At 73.5% G+C, this 15,942-nt stretch carries 14 protein-coding genes; 12 read left to right on the top strand and 2 right to left on the bottom strand.

Going from position 1 to position 15,942, the window contains the following annotated elements; all coding sequences use genetic code 11:
* Positions 1 to 94 precede the first annotated feature (94 nt).
* Complete coding sequence (locus ACFV04_RS26625; protein ID WP_380532924.1) at positions 95 to 958, bottom strand: aldo/keto reductase; 864 nt, start codon at positions 956 to 958, stop codon at positions 95 to 97.
* Between the two features lie 697 nt (positions 959 to 1,655).
* On the opposite strand from ACFV04_RS26625, the gene ACFV04_RS26620 reads away from it, so the two are divergent.
* From ACFV04_RS26620 to ACFV04_RS26565, 12 genes are all read left to right on the top strand, one after another.
* Entirely contained in the window at positions 1,656 to 3,431 is a 1,776-nt protein-coding gene (locus ACFV04_RS26620) for an ABC transporter transmembrane domain-containing protein (protein ID WP_380342377.1), read from the top strand.
* 55 nt (positions 3,432 to 3,486) lie between these two features.
* Positions 3,487 to 5,259 (top strand): ABC transporter ATP-binding protein, encoded by a 1,773-nt coding sequence (locus ACFV04_RS26615; protein ID WP_380342379.1) that lies wholly within the window; start codon positions 3,487 to 3,489, stop codon positions 5,257 to 5,259.
* A gap of 261 nt (positions 5,260 to 5,520) precedes the next feature.
* Positions 5,521 to 5,766 (top strand): LapA family protein, encoded by a 246-nt coding sequence (locus tag ACFV04_RS26610; RefSeq protein ID WP_380342381.1) that lies wholly within the window; start codon positions 5,521 to 5,523, stop codon positions 5,764 to 5,766.
* A gap of 47 nt (positions 5,767 to 5,813) precedes the next feature.
* On the top strand, positions 5,814 to 6,542 hold the full coding sequence (locus tag ACFV04_RS26605) for an amino acid ABC transporter ATP-binding protein (protein ID WP_380532936.1): 729 nt from the start codon (positions 5,814 to 5,816) through the stop codon (positions 6,540 to 6,542).
* 93 nt (positions 6,543 to 6,635) lie between these two features.
* Positions 6,636 to 7,517 carry a glutamate ABC transporter substrate-binding protein gene (locus tag ACFV04_RS26600; RefSeq protein ID WP_380532933.1) on the top strand — a complete coding sequence of 294 codons (882 nt, stop codon included), beginning with the start codon at positions 6,636 to 6,638 and terminating at the stop codon, positions 7,515 to 7,517.
* A 15-nt stretch (positions 7,518 to 7,532) separates the two neighbouring features.
* Complete coding sequence (locus tag ACFV04_RS26595; RefSeq protein WP_360249844.1) at positions 7,533 to 8,177, top strand: amino acid ABC transporter permease; 645 nt, start codon at positions 7,533 to 7,535, stop codon at positions 8,175 to 8,177.
* Positions 8,174 to 9,043 (top strand): amino acid ABC transporter permease, encoded by an 870-nt coding sequence (locus tag ACFV04_RS26590; RefSeq protein ID WP_380342383.1) that lies wholly within the window; start codon positions 8,174 to 8,176, stop codon positions 9,041 to 9,043. The genes ACFV04_RS26595 and ACFV04_RS26590 overlap by 4 nt, the downstream gene beginning before the upstream one ends.
* Positions 9,044 to 9,181: 138 nt before the next feature.
* The gene (locus tag ACFV04_RS26585; RefSeq protein ID WP_360250620.1) at positions 9,182 to 10,087 is read left to right on the top strand and encodes a LysR family transcriptional regulator; all 906 of its coding nucleotides are present in this window, start codon (positions 9,182 to 9,184) and stop codon (positions 10,085 to 10,087) included.
* Positions 10,088 to 10,163: 76 nt separating this feature from the next.
* On the top strand, positions 10,164 to 10,745 hold the full coding sequence (locus tag ACFV04_RS26580; RefSeq protein WP_380342386.1) for a cysteine dioxygenase: 582 nt from the start codon (positions 10,164 to 10,166) through the stop codon (positions 10,743 to 10,745).
* Between the two features lie 59 nt (positions 10,746 to 10,804).
* The gene (locus tag ACFV04_RS26575; RefSeq protein WP_380532930.1) at positions 10,805 to 11,863 is read left to right on the top strand and encodes a YeiH family protein; all 1,059 of its coding nucleotides are present in this window, start codon (positions 10,805 to 10,807) and stop codon (positions 11,861 to 11,863) included.
* Between the two features lie 129 nt (positions 11,864 to 11,992).
* Complete coding sequence (locus ACFV04_RS26570) at positions 11,993 to 12,703, top strand: spermidine synthase (RefSeq protein WP_360249835.1); 711 nt, start codon at positions 11,993 to 11,995, stop codon at positions 12,701 to 12,703.
* 122 nt (positions 12,704 to 12,825) lie between these two features.
* A complete protein-coding gene (locus ACFV04_RS26565; RefSeq protein WP_380532919.1) occupies positions 12,826 to 13,875 on the top strand; it encodes a TetR/AcrR family transcriptional regulator C-terminal domain-containing protein in 1,050 nt (349 codons plus the stop codon).
* A 70-nt stretch (positions 13,876 to 13,945) separates the two neighbouring features.
* Here ACFV04_RS26565 and ACFV04_RS26560 read toward each other — a convergent pair whose 3' ends face one another.
* Positions 13,946 to 15,916: a hypothetical protein gene (locus ACFV04_RS26560; RefSeq protein ID WP_380532916.1), complete on the bottom strand. Its 1,971-nt coding sequence runs from the start codon at positions 15,914 to 15,916 to the stop codon at positions 13,946 to 13,948.
* Positions 15,917 to 15,942 lie beyond the last annotated feature (26 nt).

Raw genomic sequence — 15,942 nt, 5'->3', positions numbered from 1 at the left:
GTCCTGGGGCGGGCGCTCTTCGTCATGGCCGGCGGAGGGGCCCCGACGGGCCCGTGCGGCTGCCCGGGGCCCGGATCCGGGCCCCGGCCCCGCGTCAGTTCCAGTCGAAGCCCTGCGGGTCCGGACCGATCCGCTTGCCGGTGGCGACGGCGGCGATCGCCGTCAGGTCCTCGGCGTCCAGCTCGAAGCCCGCGACGTCCAGGTTCTCCCGGATCCGGGACGGGGTGACCGACTTCGGGATGGCGATCACGCCGCTCTGCAGGTGCCAGCGGAGCACCACCTGGGCGACCGTGCGGCCGTGCTTCCCGGCGATCTTCACCAGGGCCGGCTCGGCGAGCAGCTCCCCGCCCTGGCCCAGCGGGCTCCAGGCCTCGGTGGCGATGCCGTGGTCGGCGTGGAAGGCGCGCAGCTCCTCCTGCGGGAAGTACGGGTGCAGCTCGACCTGGTTCAGCACCGGGACGACCGAGGCCTCGTCGAGCAGGCGGGTCAGCTGCTCGGTGCCGAAGTTCGAGACGCCGATCGACTTGACCCGGCCGTCCGCCTTCAGCTGCTCAAGGGCCTTCCAGACGTTGAGGTAGGTGCCGTGCATCGGGCGCGGCCAGTGGATCAGGTACAGGTCGAGGTAGTCGAGGCCGAGCTTCTCCAGCGAGGCGTCGAACTCGCGCAGCACCGCGTCCCGGCCCTGCTCGCCGGACCAGTCGCGGGTGCCCGAGTTCCACAGCTTGGTGGTGATGTAGAGGTCCTCGCGGGCGACGCCGCCCGCCAGTGCCCCGGCGATCGCCGCGCCGGTGCCGGCCTCGTTCTCGTAGATGGCGGCGGTGTCGATCGAGCGGTAGCCCGCGTCGATCGCGGAGCGGACGGCGGCGGTGGCCTCGCCGTCCGGGACCTGCCACACTCCGAAGCCGAGCTGCGGGATCTGCGCGCCGTCGTTGAGGGTGACGCTGGGGATGGTGCTCACGGGACGGGGTGCCCTCCTGGTCGTAGGTATTTCCAGAGGTGGGCAACTGGCACCGGAACGTGATTGTTCCCGCCAAACGGGTGAATCTTGGGTGCTGATTTGCAGGGGTCCGCCCGGGGTGGCGGGGCGCGGGGGAGGGGGTGCGCGTCCCGGGTCGGGGCCGTGCCGGGGTCGTGTCGGGCCCGTGCCGGGGCTGCGCGGGCGGCCGTGGGCAGGCCCGGGAGCGTCCGGGCGGCGGGGGGCGGCAGGGACCGTGGGTGACCGGGCAGGGGTCGTGGGTGGCCGGGTGGGGGTCGTGGGTGGGCCATCGGCTGGGCCGTGTGGGGGACACGGCGGCGGAAAACCTGTTGCGGGGGTCACACCGGGGTTGGCAGTCTCGCGGACATGGCCTCCTGAAACCCGGGCCCTTCGTGCCCTTCCTGTGTCCGTCCGGCGCTCTCCGGCGCTCTCCGGCGTTCCCGCCTGCGTTTGCCGCCGGCGCTACCTCCGGACGCCCCGGTGTTGCCGCGCCGTCGCGCCGCGCGTCCGTCGCCCGTCGGCTCGGGCCGTCCACGTGGGCGGGGTCTGCGTGCCGCGCGGCCCGTGCCGGTCCGCACCTCCGCTTCCGTCCCGTGGACCCCCTCCTCCCGGGGCTCCGTTCCTCGTTCCCCCGTTCCCCCGTTCCCCTGTACCTCCGCACCGTTCGTATCGGAGTGTCATGCCGCTCACCCCCCTGCCGCTGGCCGATCCCGGCAGTCCCGACCTCTCCTCGCCCCTCGCCTTCCTGCGCTGGCTGCAGCGCAGCCAGCGGCGCGGGCAGCTGCTCGCCACCTGTTGGGCGCTGCTCGAAATGGGCTGCCGGGCCGCCCTGCCGATACCGCTGGGGATGGGTGTGCAGGCCGCCGTCGACGGTGACGCCGACGGGATCTGGCAGGCCGGTGGACTCGCCCTGCTGCTCGCCGCGGGCGCCGCGCTGGGAACCGTGCTGTTGCACCGCCAGGCGGTCTGGAACTGGATCCACGCCGCCTGTCAGGTGCGGCAGTTGGTGTCCCGGCAGGCCTCGAACCTCGGGGCCGGACTGTCCCGCCGGATCGCCACCGGCGAGGTCGTCGCGGTCGGCAGCGGGGACGTCGAGCGGATCGGCTGGTACGTCGAACTGATCGCCCGGGTCCGGTCCGCGGTGATCGTCTGGCTGGCCGTCAGTTCGGTGGTTCTGGTGGTCGAGCCCGTGCTGGGCATCGGAGTGCTGCTCGGCGTCCCGGTGCTGGCCGCCTCCGTCTGGCCGCTGATCGGGCCGTTCGAGCGGCGCTACGAGCAGCAGCGCGCGCTGGGCGGCAAGGCCACCGAGCTGGCCGCCGACACGGTGGCGGGCCTGCGGGTGCTGCGCGGCATCGGCGGTGAGGAGCTGTTCCTGGAGCGCTACCGGGCCGCCTCGCAGAAGGTCCGGGCGGCGGCCGTCCGATCGGCCCGGATCTGGTCGCTGATGCAGGCCCAACAAGTGCTGCTGCCAGGCCTGTTCGTCGTCGGCGTCACCTGGTACGGCGCCCGGCTGGCGGCTGCCGGCGAGCTCACCGTCGGCACCCTGATCGCGGTGTACGGCGCGACCGCCTTCCTGGCCGCGCCACTGCGGATCCTGGGCGAGGCCGCACACGCCTGGAGCGTGGCCCGGGTATCCGCCGGGCGGGCCGTCCGGGTGCTGTCCCTCAGTCGGACCGGCACCGCGACCGGGGCCGCCCTGACCCGGCCGGCCAAGGCCGACCTCCACGACCCGGCCAGCGGGCTGACCGCGCGGGGCGGCGAGCTGACCGCGGTGGTCTGCGGGGACCCGGACTTCGCCGGGGCGCTCGCCGAACGGCTCGGCGGCCACGTCCCGCGGGCCGAGGACGAGCCGGACCTGCCCTCCGTGCGGCTCGGCGGTACGGAGCTGGATGCGGTGCCGCTGGCCGAGGCGCGGGCGGCCGTGCTGGTCCACGACAAGGAACCGGTGCTGCTCTCCGGCACGCTGGCCGAGCTGTTCGACATCCCGTCCTCGGGGCGGGTCCCGGCGGCCGAGGCGCTGGCGGCCGCCCGGTCGGACGACGTGCTGGAGGCCCTGGTGGACGGCTCGCCGGAGTGCGCGGGCGATCCGATGCGCGCCCGGATCACCGAGCGCGGGCGCTCGTTGTCCGGTGGGCAGCGCCAGCGGCTCGCCCTGGCCCGCGCGCTGCTGGCGGACCCGCCGGTCCTGGTGCTGGACGAGCCCACCAGCGCGGTCGACGCCCACACCGAGTCCAGGATCGCCACCGGTCTGCGGGACACCCGGGCGGGCCGCACCACCGTGGTCTTCGCGACCAGCCCGCTGCTGCTCGACCAGGCGGACCGGGTGGTGCTGCTGCGCGACGGCCGGGTGGTCGCGGCCGGGCGGCACCGCGAGCTGATGCGGACCGAGCCGGCCTACCGGGCCGTGGTCACCCGCGACGAGGAAGCCGCCCAGCCGGTGGGTGAGGCCGTGTGAGCGGGCTCTCGAACCGGTTCGTCGACCGCCCCGCCACGCATACGAGGAGTACGTCATGAAACCCCCCGTCCACGAGGAACAGGGGCCGGCCACCACCCTGCCGGTCGGCTCCCCGGCCGCGGTGCGCGAGTACCTGCTGCTGCTCACTCGGCGGCACCGCGGCGGCTTCTCCGCGGTGGTGGCGCTGCACTCGGTGGCCACGCTGGCCGGACTCGTCGGCCCCTGGGTGCTCGGCAGCCTGGTCGAGTCGCTGGCCACCGGCACCGCCGGGTCCACCATCACGGTGGCGGTCGCCTGGTACCTGCTGGCGCTCGTGGCGCAGGCCGCGTTCACCGGCTGGTCGCGGATGCGCGGCGCGGTGCTCGGCGAGCGGGTGCTGGCCGACCTGCGCGAGGACTTCCTGGTCCGCTCGGTCGCGCTGCCGACCGGCGTGCTGGAACGGGCCGGCACCGGGGACCTGGTGTCCCGGGGCACCACCGACGTCGACCGGCTGGACAAGTCGGTGCGCGAGGCGGTGCCCGAACTCGCCGTCGCCGTGGTGTCGTTGCTGCTGGTGCTCGGCGCGCTGATGGTCACCTCGCCGCTGCTCGCGCTCACCTCGCTGATCGGGCTGCCGCTGCTGCTGGCGACGTCCCGCTGGTACTTCCGGCGCGCGCCCCAGTCCTACCGCAACGAATCGGCCGGGTACGCGGCGGTGAACACCGTCCTGGCCGAGACGGTGGACGCCGGACGGACGGTCGAGGCGCTGCGCCTGGGCGACCGCCGGATCGGGCTGACCGACCACAAGCTGCGCGAGTGGCTGGACTGGGAGCGGTACACCCTGTGGCTGCGCTCGGTCTGGTTCCCGACCATCGACGCGGTCTACACCGCGGCGGTGCTCGCCACCCTGGTGCTCGGCGGGCTGTTCACGATCAAGGGCTGGATCACCGTCGGCCAGTTGACCACCGGTGTGCTGTACGCCCAGATGCTGACCGGCCCGGTGGACCTGATCCTGCGCTGGTACGACGAGTTGCAGATCGGGCAGGCCTCGCTGGCCCGGCTGGTCGGCGTTCGCGAGGTGCCGGAACACGAGGGGGACGAGAGCGCCCGTCCGGACGGACGCCGGGTGGAGGCCCGGGACGTCCGGTTCGGCTACCGCGAGGGCGCGGACGTCCTGCACGGGATCAGCCTGGACGTCGCGCCGGGCAGCCGGGTCGCACTGGTCGGGCCGTCCGGGGCGGGCAAGTCCACGCTCGGGCGACTGCTGGCCGGGATCTACACCCCCGGCCGCGGCAGCGTGACCCTCGGCGGGACGGCGCTGTCACGGATGCCGGCCGAACGCGTACGCGCGGAGGTGGCCCTGGTCAACCAGGAGCACCACGTCTTCGTCGGCACCCTGCGGGACAACCTGCGACTGGCCGCGCCCGACGCCGACGACACCGGACTGCGGGCCGCGCTGGACGCGGTGGACGCCGGCGCCTGGGTGGACGCCCTGCCGGAGGGACTGGACACCGAGGTCGGCTCCGGAGGCACCTCGCTGACCCCGCCGCAGGCCCAGCAACTGGCCCTGGCCCGACTGGTGCTGGCCGATCCGCACACCCTGGTGCTGGACGAGGCCACCTCCCTGCTGGACCCGAGGGCGGCCCGGCACCTGGAGCGCTCGCTCTCCCGGGTGCTGGAGGGCCGGACGGTCATCGCCATCGCCCACCGGCTGCACACCGCGCACGACGCGGACGTGATCGCGGTGGTCGAGGGCGGACGGATCAGCGAGTACGGCAGCCATCCGCAGCTGGTCGCGGCCGGCGGGCCGTACGCGGCGCTCTGGCGGTCCTGGCGGGACGAGCGGTAGCGGCCGACGGCAGCCGGGTCGGGAGGGGCCGGGTCGGGAGGGGCCGGGTCGGGAGGGGCCGGGTTGGGAGGGGTCGGCTCGGGAGCGGTCGGGTCGAGGGCCGGAGAAGCGGAGGAGGACGTGCCTGGAACGGGAGGGGGGAGACGGGAGGGGAGAGATCGGTAAACCCGCACGGGGTCGGATTGCCCCGTGCGGGTTACTCCCTGGCCCGGAAGGGCGCGTAACCGGGCAAATCGGCGGACAGGCCCGCAGACTGCTCCGGTGACCAAGACTTCAGACGGCTCCTCCCGCTCCCCGCGCGGTGAGATCGGTGGGATCCCCACGCGCTACATCGGGATCGGCGTCATCGTCGTCCTCGCCGTGTGGTTCCTGTTCGCCAACCTCGACAAGGTGAAGATCCAGTTCTGGGTGTTCACCGTCACCGCGCCGCTCTGGATCACTTTGCTGGCCACGCTGATCGCCGGTGGGGCGCTCGGCTGGCTGCTGAAGGGGCGGCGCAGCCGGTGACCACGGATCCCGGGCCGGCCCGCGCCGGCGCTCCGGCCTTCGCGCCGCTGATCGAGATGCGCGGGGTCAACAAGCACTTCGGTGACCTGCACGTGTTGCAGGACATCGAGTTGACGGTCGGCCGGGGCGAGGTCGTCGTGGTCATCGGACCGTCCGGCTCCGGAAAGTCCACGCTGTGCCGGGCCATCAACCGGCTGGAACCGATCGAGGACGGCACCATCCTGATCGACGGCGAGCCCCTGCCCGAGGAGGGCAAGGGGCTCGCCCGGCTCCGTGCCGAGGTCGGCATGGTGTTCCAGTCCTTCAACCTGTTCGCGCACAAGACGGTGCTGCAGAACGTCTCGCTCGCGCAGGTCAAGGTCCGCGGCCGGCCGAAGGCGGAGGCCGACGCCAAGTCCCGCGCGCTGCTGGAGCGGGTGGGACTCTCCGCGCACGCCGACAAGTACCCGGCCCAGCTCTCCGGCGGACAGCAGCAGCGGGTCGCGATCGCCCGCGCACTGGCGATGGACCCCAAGGTGCTGCTCTTCGACGAGCCCACCTCGGCGCTCGACCCCGAGATGATCAATGAGGTGCTGGACGTCATGCGCCGGCTCGCCCACGAGGGCATGACGATGGTCGTGGTCACCCACGAGATGGGGTTCGCCCGGGCCTCCGCGAACCGGGTGGTGTTCATGGCGGACGGCCGGATCGTCGAGGACCGGGCCCCGGAGGACTTCTTCGGCGCCCCAGAGAGCGAGCGCGCCCGGGACTTCCTGTCCAAGATCCTGAAGCACTGAGGCGGCGCCGTGAACCGTGAGACGACGCCCGGCGGGCCGGCGGGGGAATCCGGTGCGCCGGCCGGAGCGCGTGGGAGGAGGGCGGGGAAGTGCCTGCTCGTCGCCGCCCTGCTGCTCGCTGCCCTGGCGGCGGGCTGCGGCAAGGCCGGCACGCCGCCGCCCAAGGGCCCGCAGCCCAGCGCGCTGCCCAGCTACCAGGTGCAGGACGCCTCCGCGATCACCGGCTCGCCGACCCTGGACGCCGCCCGTAGCCGGGGCCACCTGGTGGTCGGCGTCAAGGAGGACCAGCCGTACCTGGGCCAGAAGAACCCGGCCACCGGCGAGTACTCGGGCTTCGACATCGAGATCGCCAAGATGCTCGGCGCCTCCCTCGGCTTCCCCCCGGACAAGATCCAGTTCAAGACCATCGCCTCGGCCAACCGCGAGACCGCGCTGCAGAACGGCCAGGTGGACTACTACGTCGGCACGTACACCATCAACGACAACCGGAAGAAACTGGTCGGCTTCGCCGGGCCGTACTTCGTCGCCGGGCAGTCGCTGCTGGTGCGCAAGAACGACAACACCATCCACGGTCCGGAGGACCTGGACGGCAAGACGGTCTGCTCGGCGGCCGGCTCGACGCCGTACCAGCGCATCCAGTCGCAGTACCCGAAGGCCAAGCTGATCGGCTACGACACCTATTCGGCCTGCGTCGACAACCTGATCACCGGCCAGGTCGACGCCGTGACCACGGACAACGCGATCCTGCTCGGCTACGCGGCCAAGGTGCCGGACGAGCTCAAGGTGGTCGGCGCGCCGTTCTCGACCGAGCCGTACGGGGTCGGGGTGCCGAAGAACGACACCGGGCTGCGCGCGGCGCTGAACGACGCGCTGGAGCAGCACGAGCAGAACGGCGACTGGAAACGGGCCTTCGAGGCGACCCTCGGCCTCTCCGGGGAGCCCGCACCGGCCCCGCCGCAGATCAACCGGTACTGAGAGGGCGGCCGCGCCGTGAAAACGCTGACCGACAACTGGTCGACCTACTGGGAGGGCTTCCTCGGCACGCTCTCGCTCTTCGCGGTGAGCGCCGTGCTGTCGCTGGTGCTGGGGGTGCTGGTCGCGAGCTTTCGGGTCTCGCCGGTCAGACCGCTGCGGATCTTCGGGGCGGTGTGGGTGACGATCCTGCGCAACACCCCGCTGACCCTGCTGTTCTTCATCGTGGTCCTGGGCCTGCCCCGGTTCGACATCACCCTGCCCTTCTACACCTTCGCGGTGCTCGCGCTGGGCTGCTACACCTCGGCCTTCGTCTGCGAGGCGATGCGTTCGGGCGTCAACACGGTGCCGACCGGGCAGGGGGAGGCGGCCCGGAGCCTGGGCATGAGCTTCGGGCAGACGATGGGCCTGGTGGTGCTGCCGCAGGCGTACCGGTCGGTGGTGGCGCCGATCGGCAGTGTGATGATCGCGCTGGCGAAGAACACGGCGATCGCCGGCTCGTTCAGCGTCACCGAACTGCTGGGCACCTACCGGACCATCAACGAGCTGGGCTACAGCATCGTCTGGACCTTCGTCTGGATCGCCGTCGGCTACCTGATCATCACCCTGACCATCAGCGCCGTCTTCAACCTGCTGGAACGACGAGTGGCGGTGTCCCGATGACCGTTGAATCCTCGGCGCTGTACGACATCCCCGGCCCGAAGGCGCTCGCCCGCCACCGGCTGTACGGGGGGATCGCGCTGCTGCTGATCGCGGCGGTGATCGGCTGGGTCGTCTACATGCTGTTCCACACCGAGCAGTTCACGTACCAGAAGTGGATGGCCTTCGAGTACCGGGGCGTGCAGGAACTGCTGCTGCGCGGGCTCGGGAACACCCTGAAGGCCTTCGGCCTGACGGTGCTGTTCGCGCTGCCCTTCGGTGCGCTGTTCGCGGCCGGGCGGCTGTCCGACCACCGGGCGGTGCGCTGGGTCTCCACGCTGGTGGTGGAGTTCTTCCGGGCCATGCCGGTGCTGGTGATGATCTTCTTCGTGTTCGTCGCCCTCAAGGTGCAGCCGCTCTGGGCACTGGTGACCGGGCTGGTGCTCTACAACGGCTCGGTGCTGGCCGAGGTGTTCCGGGCCGGCGTCCTCGCGGTGCCCAAGGGGCAGCGGGAGGCGGCGTACGCGCTGGGCCTGCGCAAGACGCAGGTGATGGCCTACGTGCTGGTGCCGCAGGCCAACCGGGCGATGCTGCCGGTCATCATCAGCCAACTGGTGGTCGCGCTCAAGGACACCTCGCTGGGCTTCCTGATCACCTACGAGGAGTTCCTGCACGCGGGCAAGCTGATCGCCACCAACCTGGACTACGACCTGCCGTTCATCCCGGTGGTGATGGTGATCACCCCGATCTACATCGGCATGTGCCTGCTGCTCTCCTGGCTCGCCCGGACGGTCGAGAGGCGCAGCCGGCGCAGTCCGGCGGCGCAGGGCGGGGCGCCGGTGGCCGGGGCCGGGGTGGCGACGGGACTGCCGCCGTCGGCGCAGCAGTGAGGAGCGTGGTTCGAGGCTGAACCATAGATGCGGATGGGGCAGGGGCCGGTACCTCCAAATTCCTCTTATGATTGCGGGGCTGGACGGGACCGCCTCGACGGTCCGGACGACGACCCGGACGGGAGGGCCATGGAGCCGGTGTTCGACTCGCGGCACATCAGGACGTTCCACGAGGTCGTCCGGGCGGGCTCCTACTCGGCCGCCGCCCGTGAACTCGGCTACACCCAGCCCGCCATCACCCAGCAGATGAAGGCGCTCGAACGCACCGTCGGCGTCCCGCTGTTCACCCGCGCCGGGCGCGGACTGCGGCTCACCGAGGCGGGCGAGGCGCTCTCCCGGCACGCCGAACTGATCCTGGGCAGCATGTCCGCCGCCCAGCAGCAGCTCGCCGCGCTCGCCCGGCTGCGCGCCGGGCGGGTCCGGGTCTGCGCCTTCCCCAGCGCCAACGCCACCCTGATACCCGAGGCGATGGCCCGGCTGCTGGCCGAGCACCCCGGTGTACGGGTCGAACTGCTGGAGGCCGAGCCGCCCGACTCCGTCCAGCGGCTGTTGCGCGGGGAGTGCGACATCGCGCTGGCCTTCCGCTACCCGGGCGCGGCCACCGAGGTCCCCGACGGGGTGGACGAGATCCCGCTGATGGAGGACCTGCTCACCGTGCTGCTGCCGGTCGGGCACCCGCTCGGCCGCCGGCACGCCGTACGGCTCGCCGACCTCGACGGCGAGCGCTGGATCGCCGGCTGCCCGCGATGTCGGGCCAACCTGCTGCACGTCTGCGCGGAGGAGGGTTTCGCACCGGACATCGTCTTCTCCACCGACGACAACCTCGCCGTGCAGTCGCTCGTCGCCGCCGGGGTCGGGATCGCGCTGATGCCCGCGCTGGTGCTCTCCTTCATGTGCCACCGCAAGGTCACCGGGCGGGCCGTCGAGCCGCACCTGCGGCGCCAGGTGAGCGCGTACGTGCTGCGCGAGCACCGCCGGATCCCGGCCACCGGGCTGGTGCTGGACCACCTGCGGCAGGCGGCCGCGAGCCGCGTCGGGTGCTGACGTATAAGCCTTGATAGGGATGTCGCTTACGAACCCTCCTTGGACGTGATAGGTCAGTAGGTCCGAACCTGCTGGCATGACGCCCTCAGCCACGGTCGGCAGCGACCGGCTCACCGAGCGGATGACCGCGCTGATCAGTGAGATCCGCGCCGTCGTGGACCGCGGACTGCCCCCGGAGCTCACCGCCTACCTCGTCGGTGAGCGGCTCGCCCCGCACCTCCACGCCGACCCGGACGGGCCCGACGCGCTGCTCACCCCCGCCCAGTGCGAGGGCGACCCGCAGCGCTACCGCCAGCACGTCCTGCACGCCGAGGAGGACGGCAGCTTCTCCGTCGTCGCCCTGGTCTGGCTGCCCGGCCAGCACACCCCGATCCACGACCACGTCTCGTGGTGCGTGGCCGGCGTCCACCGCGGCCAGGAGAGCGAGACCCGCTACCGGCTCGTCTCCGACGGCCGCAGGGCCCGGCTGGTCGAGACCGAGCACGTGGCCGGCCCGGCCGGCACCGTCGCCGCCTTCGCCCCGCCCGGCGACATCCACCTGGTGCGCAACTCCTGCAGCACCACGGCGATCTCCATCCACGTGTACGGCGCCGACGTCTCGCGGCTCGGCACCAGCATCCGGCGGGTCTACCGGCTCCCCGCCGACCAGGAGCAGTGAGCGACGGCGTGGCACTGACCCTCCGGCAGCGCGCTGCCCGGACCCACTCGCTGCCCCCGATGCGCGGGGACGCCCCCGGGCTGCTGCTTGCGGCCCTCGGCGTGGCCGCCGCGCTGGGCGTCCACGCGGTGGTGCCGGCCGTGCCCAAGCTCACCGCCGCCGTCGTCCTCGGCATGGCGGCGGCCCACCTGCCCGGGCTGCGCCCGGTGGTCCGCGGGATTGCCCGACCCGGGCTGTCCACGGCCGGGAAGCGGCTGATGCGGGCCGGCATCGTCCTGCTCGGGCTCAAGCTCAGCCTGGGCGACGTGCTCGGCCTCGGCTGGGCCACCGTGGTCATGGTGCTCGCGGTGGTCGCGGCGACCTTCGCGGGGACCCTCTGGCTGGGCCGGCGGCTCGGCCTGCCCGGGGACCAGTCGCTGCTGGTCGCCACCGGGTACTCGATCTGCGGGGCCTCGGCGATCGGGGCCGTCAGCCAGGCGGCGGGCAGCGAGGAGGAGGACGTCGCGGCCTCGGTCGCCCTGGTCACCCTGTGCGGGACCCTGGCGATCGCCGTGCTGCCACTGCTCCAGCACCCGCTCGGGCTCGGCGAGGTGGAGTTCGGGCGCTGGGTCGGCGCCAGCGTGCACGACGTCGGGCAGGTGGTCGCCACCGCGCAGACCGGCGGGGCCGGGGCGCTGCGGGAGGCGGTGCTGGTCAAGCTGATGCGGGTGATGCTGCTGGCGCCGCTGGTGGCCGGGGTCGCCGTCGTCGCGCGGCGGAACCTGCGGGCGGCCCGGGCTGCCGGGGCAGCGGGAACGGAGCCGGGAACGGCAGCGGGAGCGGACGCGGCGGCGGAGAATCCGGTGAAGACCGGGAGCCGCCCGCCGATCGTGCCGCTGTTCGTGGCCGGGTTCCTCGCGATGATCGTCCTGCGGACCACCGGGGTGCTCCCCGAGCAGGCGCTCGGCCTGGCCGGGGACGCCCAGGAGCTGCTGCTGGCCGCTGCGCTCTTCGGGCTCGGCAGCGCCGTGCACCTGCCGACCATGATGCGGACCGGCGGGCGGATCGCCCTGCTCGGGCTCGGCTCCTGGGTCGTCGTGGCCGGCGTCTCCTACGCGGGGGTGTTGATCACGACCTGACGGGAGCGGGTGCGGACTCGGCTATTGTCGGGCGGGTACTCGTCCGCACCGGGACGGTCCCGCGACCGCACCGGTGCGGTCCGGGCCCCGAGTTCGCCGGAGTCCACCCGCGTTCGTCAAGGAGGACGGATGACCACCGCACTGCCCGAACGGGACGGCCCCGAGGTCGTCGTCACGCTCGACCGGCGGGAGGGCCCGTACGGCGAGGTGGTGCTGCGGCAGCGCGGACGGCACTTCGAGATCATCGCCAACGGCTGTTTCCTGATGGACACCGCCGACGGGCGCTCCGAGCGGCTGCTGATCCAGGCGGCACTCGACGAGCTGGACCGGACGGGCAGTCGCGCCGAACGGCCGGCGGTGCTGATCGGCGGCCTCGGGGTCGGCTTCTCGCTCGCCTACGCGGCCGCCGAGCCGCGCTGGGGGCGGATCGCCATCGTCGAGCGGGAGACCGCGATCATCGAGTGGCACCGCAGCGGACCGCTCGGCGCCTTCTCGGGCGGCGCGCTGGAGGACGAACGGGTCGCGGTGCTCCACACCGACCTGCTGGAGTACCTCGCGGCCGCGGACGGCGAGCGCTACGACGCGCTGTGCCTCGACATCGACAACGGGCCGGACTGGACCGTCACCGACTCCAACAACGGACTGTACGGCGCGGACGGGCTCGCGGTGCTCTGGCACCGGCTGCAGCCGGACGGGGTGCTGGCGGTGTGGAGCGCGCAGCCGTCGTCGGCCTTCGAGGAGGCACTGCGGGCGGCGGGCTTCTCGGACGTGGTGACGCACGAGATCCCGGTGTCCCGCGGGGTGCCGGACGTGGTGCACCTGGCGCGGCGCGCGGGCTGAGGGTGAACCCGGCGGCGGCGTCGGGCAGTTGGTGACGACGACCCGCGGGGGCCTGCCCTTCGGGCTACTCTCCGGTTCGGGTTCCTCCCCGGAGTGGTCGACGGTCTGGCGGGTGGTGGGTGATGGCTGAGCACGGGACTCCCTCGGAGCGGATCGCGGCCGAGCTTCGACGGCGCATCGCGACGGGGGAGTTGGCGCCGGGGACGCGGGTGCCGTCGACCCGGCGGATCACCCAGGAGTGGGGCGTCGCGATGGCCACGGCGACCAAGGTGCTGAACCGTCTGCGGGACGAGGGGCTGGTCCGGGCCGTCCCCGGGGTGGGGACGGTGGTGGCCGGGACGCCGACGGCCGGCGCGAAGGCGGGCGGGACCACGGCGGCCGGGGCGCACGTCCGGGTGCCCGACCGGGAACCGCAACGGGCCTCCGGTGCGCAGGAGTCGGCGACGACGCCGGTGTCGCCCGGCGCGCCCGGAGGGCGGCGCACACGGACCGGCGGTGAGCGCGAACTCACCCGGGAACGGATCGTGGCCGCAGCCCTCCAGGTGGCGGACGCGGAGGGGCTGGCGGCGCTGTCGATGCGGCGGGTCGCGACCGATCTCGGCGTCGCGACGATGTCCCTCTACCGTCATGTGCCGGGCAAGGACGAGCTGTTGCGGCTCATGATGAACGTGGCCTTCGGCGAGCAGCCGCTGCCGGAGCGCCTCTCGCCGCACTGGCGGGAGGCACTGGAGGAGGTCGCGCGGCTGCAGTGGCGGATCTACCGCCGGCACCCGTGGCTGGCGTCCACGATGTCCTTCACCCGGCCGGTGCTGGCACCGGACGCCGCGCTGCACACCGAGCGGTCGATGGCGGCGCTTTCCGGGGTGGGGCTGAGCTGGGAGGAGATCGCCCAGGCCTCCGTCGCGCTGGCCGCGTTCGTGTGCGGGCTGGCGACCCACTTCGAGCGGGAGGCGCAGGCCGAGCAGGACAGCGGGCTGTCGGCCGACGAGTGGATGGACCGGCTGGACGCCGAGGACCACGACCGGCTGATGGCGGATCCGGAGCGGTTCCCGATGTTCGACGCGATGAACCGGGGGCCGGAGCTCGACCTGAGCCTGGAGGCGCTGTACGAGTTCGGCATGGCACGGATGCTGGACGGGATCGAGACGATGATCGAGCGGCGGCGCGCGTGACGGACGACAGTGCGCTGAGCGGCGTGCTGCGCGTCGCGCGCGGCACGCCGCCGGGGTAGGAGGTCAGGGCTCAGCCGAAGGGGCGGTGCTCCGGTGCCGCGTCCGCCTCCGCGGCGGGCTCCGGCGCCGCCGCGGGCGTGGCGGAGAGGTCGGGCATGGCGAAGGGGTCGAAGTCCGGCGGCGGAACCATGACCGGTGTGCCCTTGCGCGGCGTCTCCTCCCCGGCCGCAGCCGGCGCCGGGGTGGCGGTCGTCGCAGCGGTCACGGGCGCCGGGATGATCGGCGGGGCCGACGGCGGCGGCGGGACGGCCGGTCCCTGCGGGGCCAGGGTGGTGCCGAACGGGTCGCTCTTCGGTTCACCCGCGACCGTCGTGCCGAACGGGTCGGCGATCGCGGGCGCTCCCGCAGGCGTTCCTGCGGGCCGGACGTCGGCAGCGGTGCCCGCGGTGGAGAAGTCCGGCATGGCGAAGGGGTCGAAGTCCGGCGGCGGGACCATGACCGGGGTGCCCTTCGGAGGGTCCTCCGGGGCCGAGCCGGCAGCGGTAGCGGCACCAGTACCGGCACCGGCGGCGAGCGGTTCGGCGACCGGGGCGAAGGGATTGAAGTCCGCGGGCGGGACGCGCACCGGTGTGCCGCGCAGGTGGACCGGCGCATCCGTCGGCTCCTCCTCGACGGCGGCCGACTCGACGGAAACGGGCTCGACGGAAACGGGCTCGACGGAAACGGGCTCCACGGAGGCGGCGGCTGCGGCGGCTGCCACCGGGGTTGGTGCTGCGGCCGGGGCCTGAGCCGGTTCCTGAATCGGTGCCCGGGTCGGGGCCGCGCCCGGAGAGGTCGCCGGAACGCCGGTGGGCGTGGCGGCGGCCGGTGCCGATTCGCCGTCCCAGCCGAACTGGATGCTCTTCAGCAGCTCCGCGAACGCTTCCGTGTACAGCTCCCAGTCCTCCGGCCGCGCCGTGGACAGCTGGACGCACAGCACCGTCCCGCCGTCCGGCAGTGGCACGAAGGCCTCGACGGCCGAGGTGACCACCCAGCGCCGCTGCCCGTCGGCGGCCAAGGGGCCGGGCACCGGGGCGGTGCGCCCCTCGACGAGGACGGCGGCCGGGCCGGCCGGCAGCAGGACCGTCCACACCTCGGCGTGCCGTCGGACGGTGGCCAGTTCGGTGGCGAGCGCGGTGAGCGGCAGCGGGTGCCGGGCGAGCGAGACGACGAGGGCGGCGTCCGAGGTGCGGCCGTCGAGTTCCAGGGCGCAGACGCCCGCGTACGCGACGCCCGCGTCGTGGACCAGGTCGGCCAGGGTGGCGGCGATCACCGCGAAGTCGCGGCGCGGCTCGGTGCCGGTGGCGCTGAACAGTTCCTCGGCGACCTCGGCCAGGTGCCCGCTCAGTTCGGCGGCCGCCGCCACGGTGGCGGCGGTCCCGTCGGCCGGGTCCGCGTCGGCGGGCAGCGGGGGCACCGTACGGGAGGAGACGCCGGGGGGCCCGCCGGGGGAGGTCAGCGGGTGGAAGCCGGGCGGGACGACCAGGCGGACCTCGGCGCCCGCGCCGGTGGGCAGTTCGACCGGCCGACGGGTCTGCTGTCCGGCCGCCAGCGCGGCCAGTGCGGGGGCGAACGGCGGGCGCAGCTTGGCGTCGGCGAACTCGCCGGTGACCGGAAGCTGGAACAGCGCGGCCGAGGTGGTGCCCCGGTCGGCGATGGCGCCGCGTACGGCCCCGCCGCCGAAGCGTGCCTGCAGGACGCCGATCACCCGGTCGGCGATCCGTGCGCCGGTGCCGGGTCGGGCGGTGCCGGCGGTGACCACCGTGCCGAGCCGGTCGAGGGCGACGTGCACCGGGCCGTTGGGCGCGAGCGGCAGGCCGAACAGTGCCTCGGCGTCGGGGTGTTCGGCCGGGTCCGTGCGCAGGGCGCCCAGCGAGGCCGCCGGATGGCGCGAGGTGTGCTCGTCGAAGAGGGCGTCGGTGAGCGTGCCGAGGGTCGCGCAGACCTGCTCGGCGGCCGCGAAGGGGTTGGCCTCCGCACTGAACTGGACGTCCTGGGTCAACTGGTGAGCCCCCCGCTCTGCTCCGT

Origin of the sequence: Kitasatospora sp. NPDC059599 (assembly GCF_042735125.1) — a bacterium.
Taxonomy (GTDB): Bacteria; Actinomycetota; Actinomycetes; order Streptomycetales; family Streptomycetaceae; genus Kitasatospora.
This window is presented reverse-complemented; position numbering and strand designations above follow the sequence as displayed.

Excerpts from the sequence above, each read along its gene's own strand:
- ACFV04_RS26620 (WP_380342377.1), top strand. The coding sequence starts at position 1,656 with ATGCCGCTCACCCCCCTGCCGCTGGCCGATCCCGGCAGTCCCGACCTC.
- ACFV04_RS26615 (WP_380342379.1), top strand. The coding sequence starts at position 3,487 with ATGAAACCCCCCGTCCACGAGGAACAGGGGCCGGCCACCACCCTGCCG.
- ACFV04_RS26590 (WP_380342383.1), top strand. The coding sequence starts at position 8,174 with ATGACCGTTGAATCCTCGGCGCTGTACGACATCCCCGGCCCGAAGGCG.
- ACFV04_RS26580 (WP_380342386.1), top strand. The coding sequence starts at position 10,164 with ATGACGCCCTCAGCCACGGTCGGCAGCGACCGGCTCACCGAGCGGATG.
- ACFV04_RS26575 (WP_380532930.1), top strand. The coding sequence starts at position 10,805 with ATGCGCGGGGACGCCCCCGGGCTGCTGCTTGCGGCCCTCGGCGTGGCC.
- ACFV04_RS26570 (WP_360249835.1), top strand. The coding sequence starts at position 11,993 with ATGACCACCGCACTGCCCGAACGGGACGGCCCCGAGGTCGTCGTCACG.
- ACFV04_RS26565 (WP_380532919.1), top strand. The coding sequence starts at position 12,826 with ATGGCTGAGCACGGGACTCCCTCGGAGCGGATCGCGGCCGAGCTTCGA.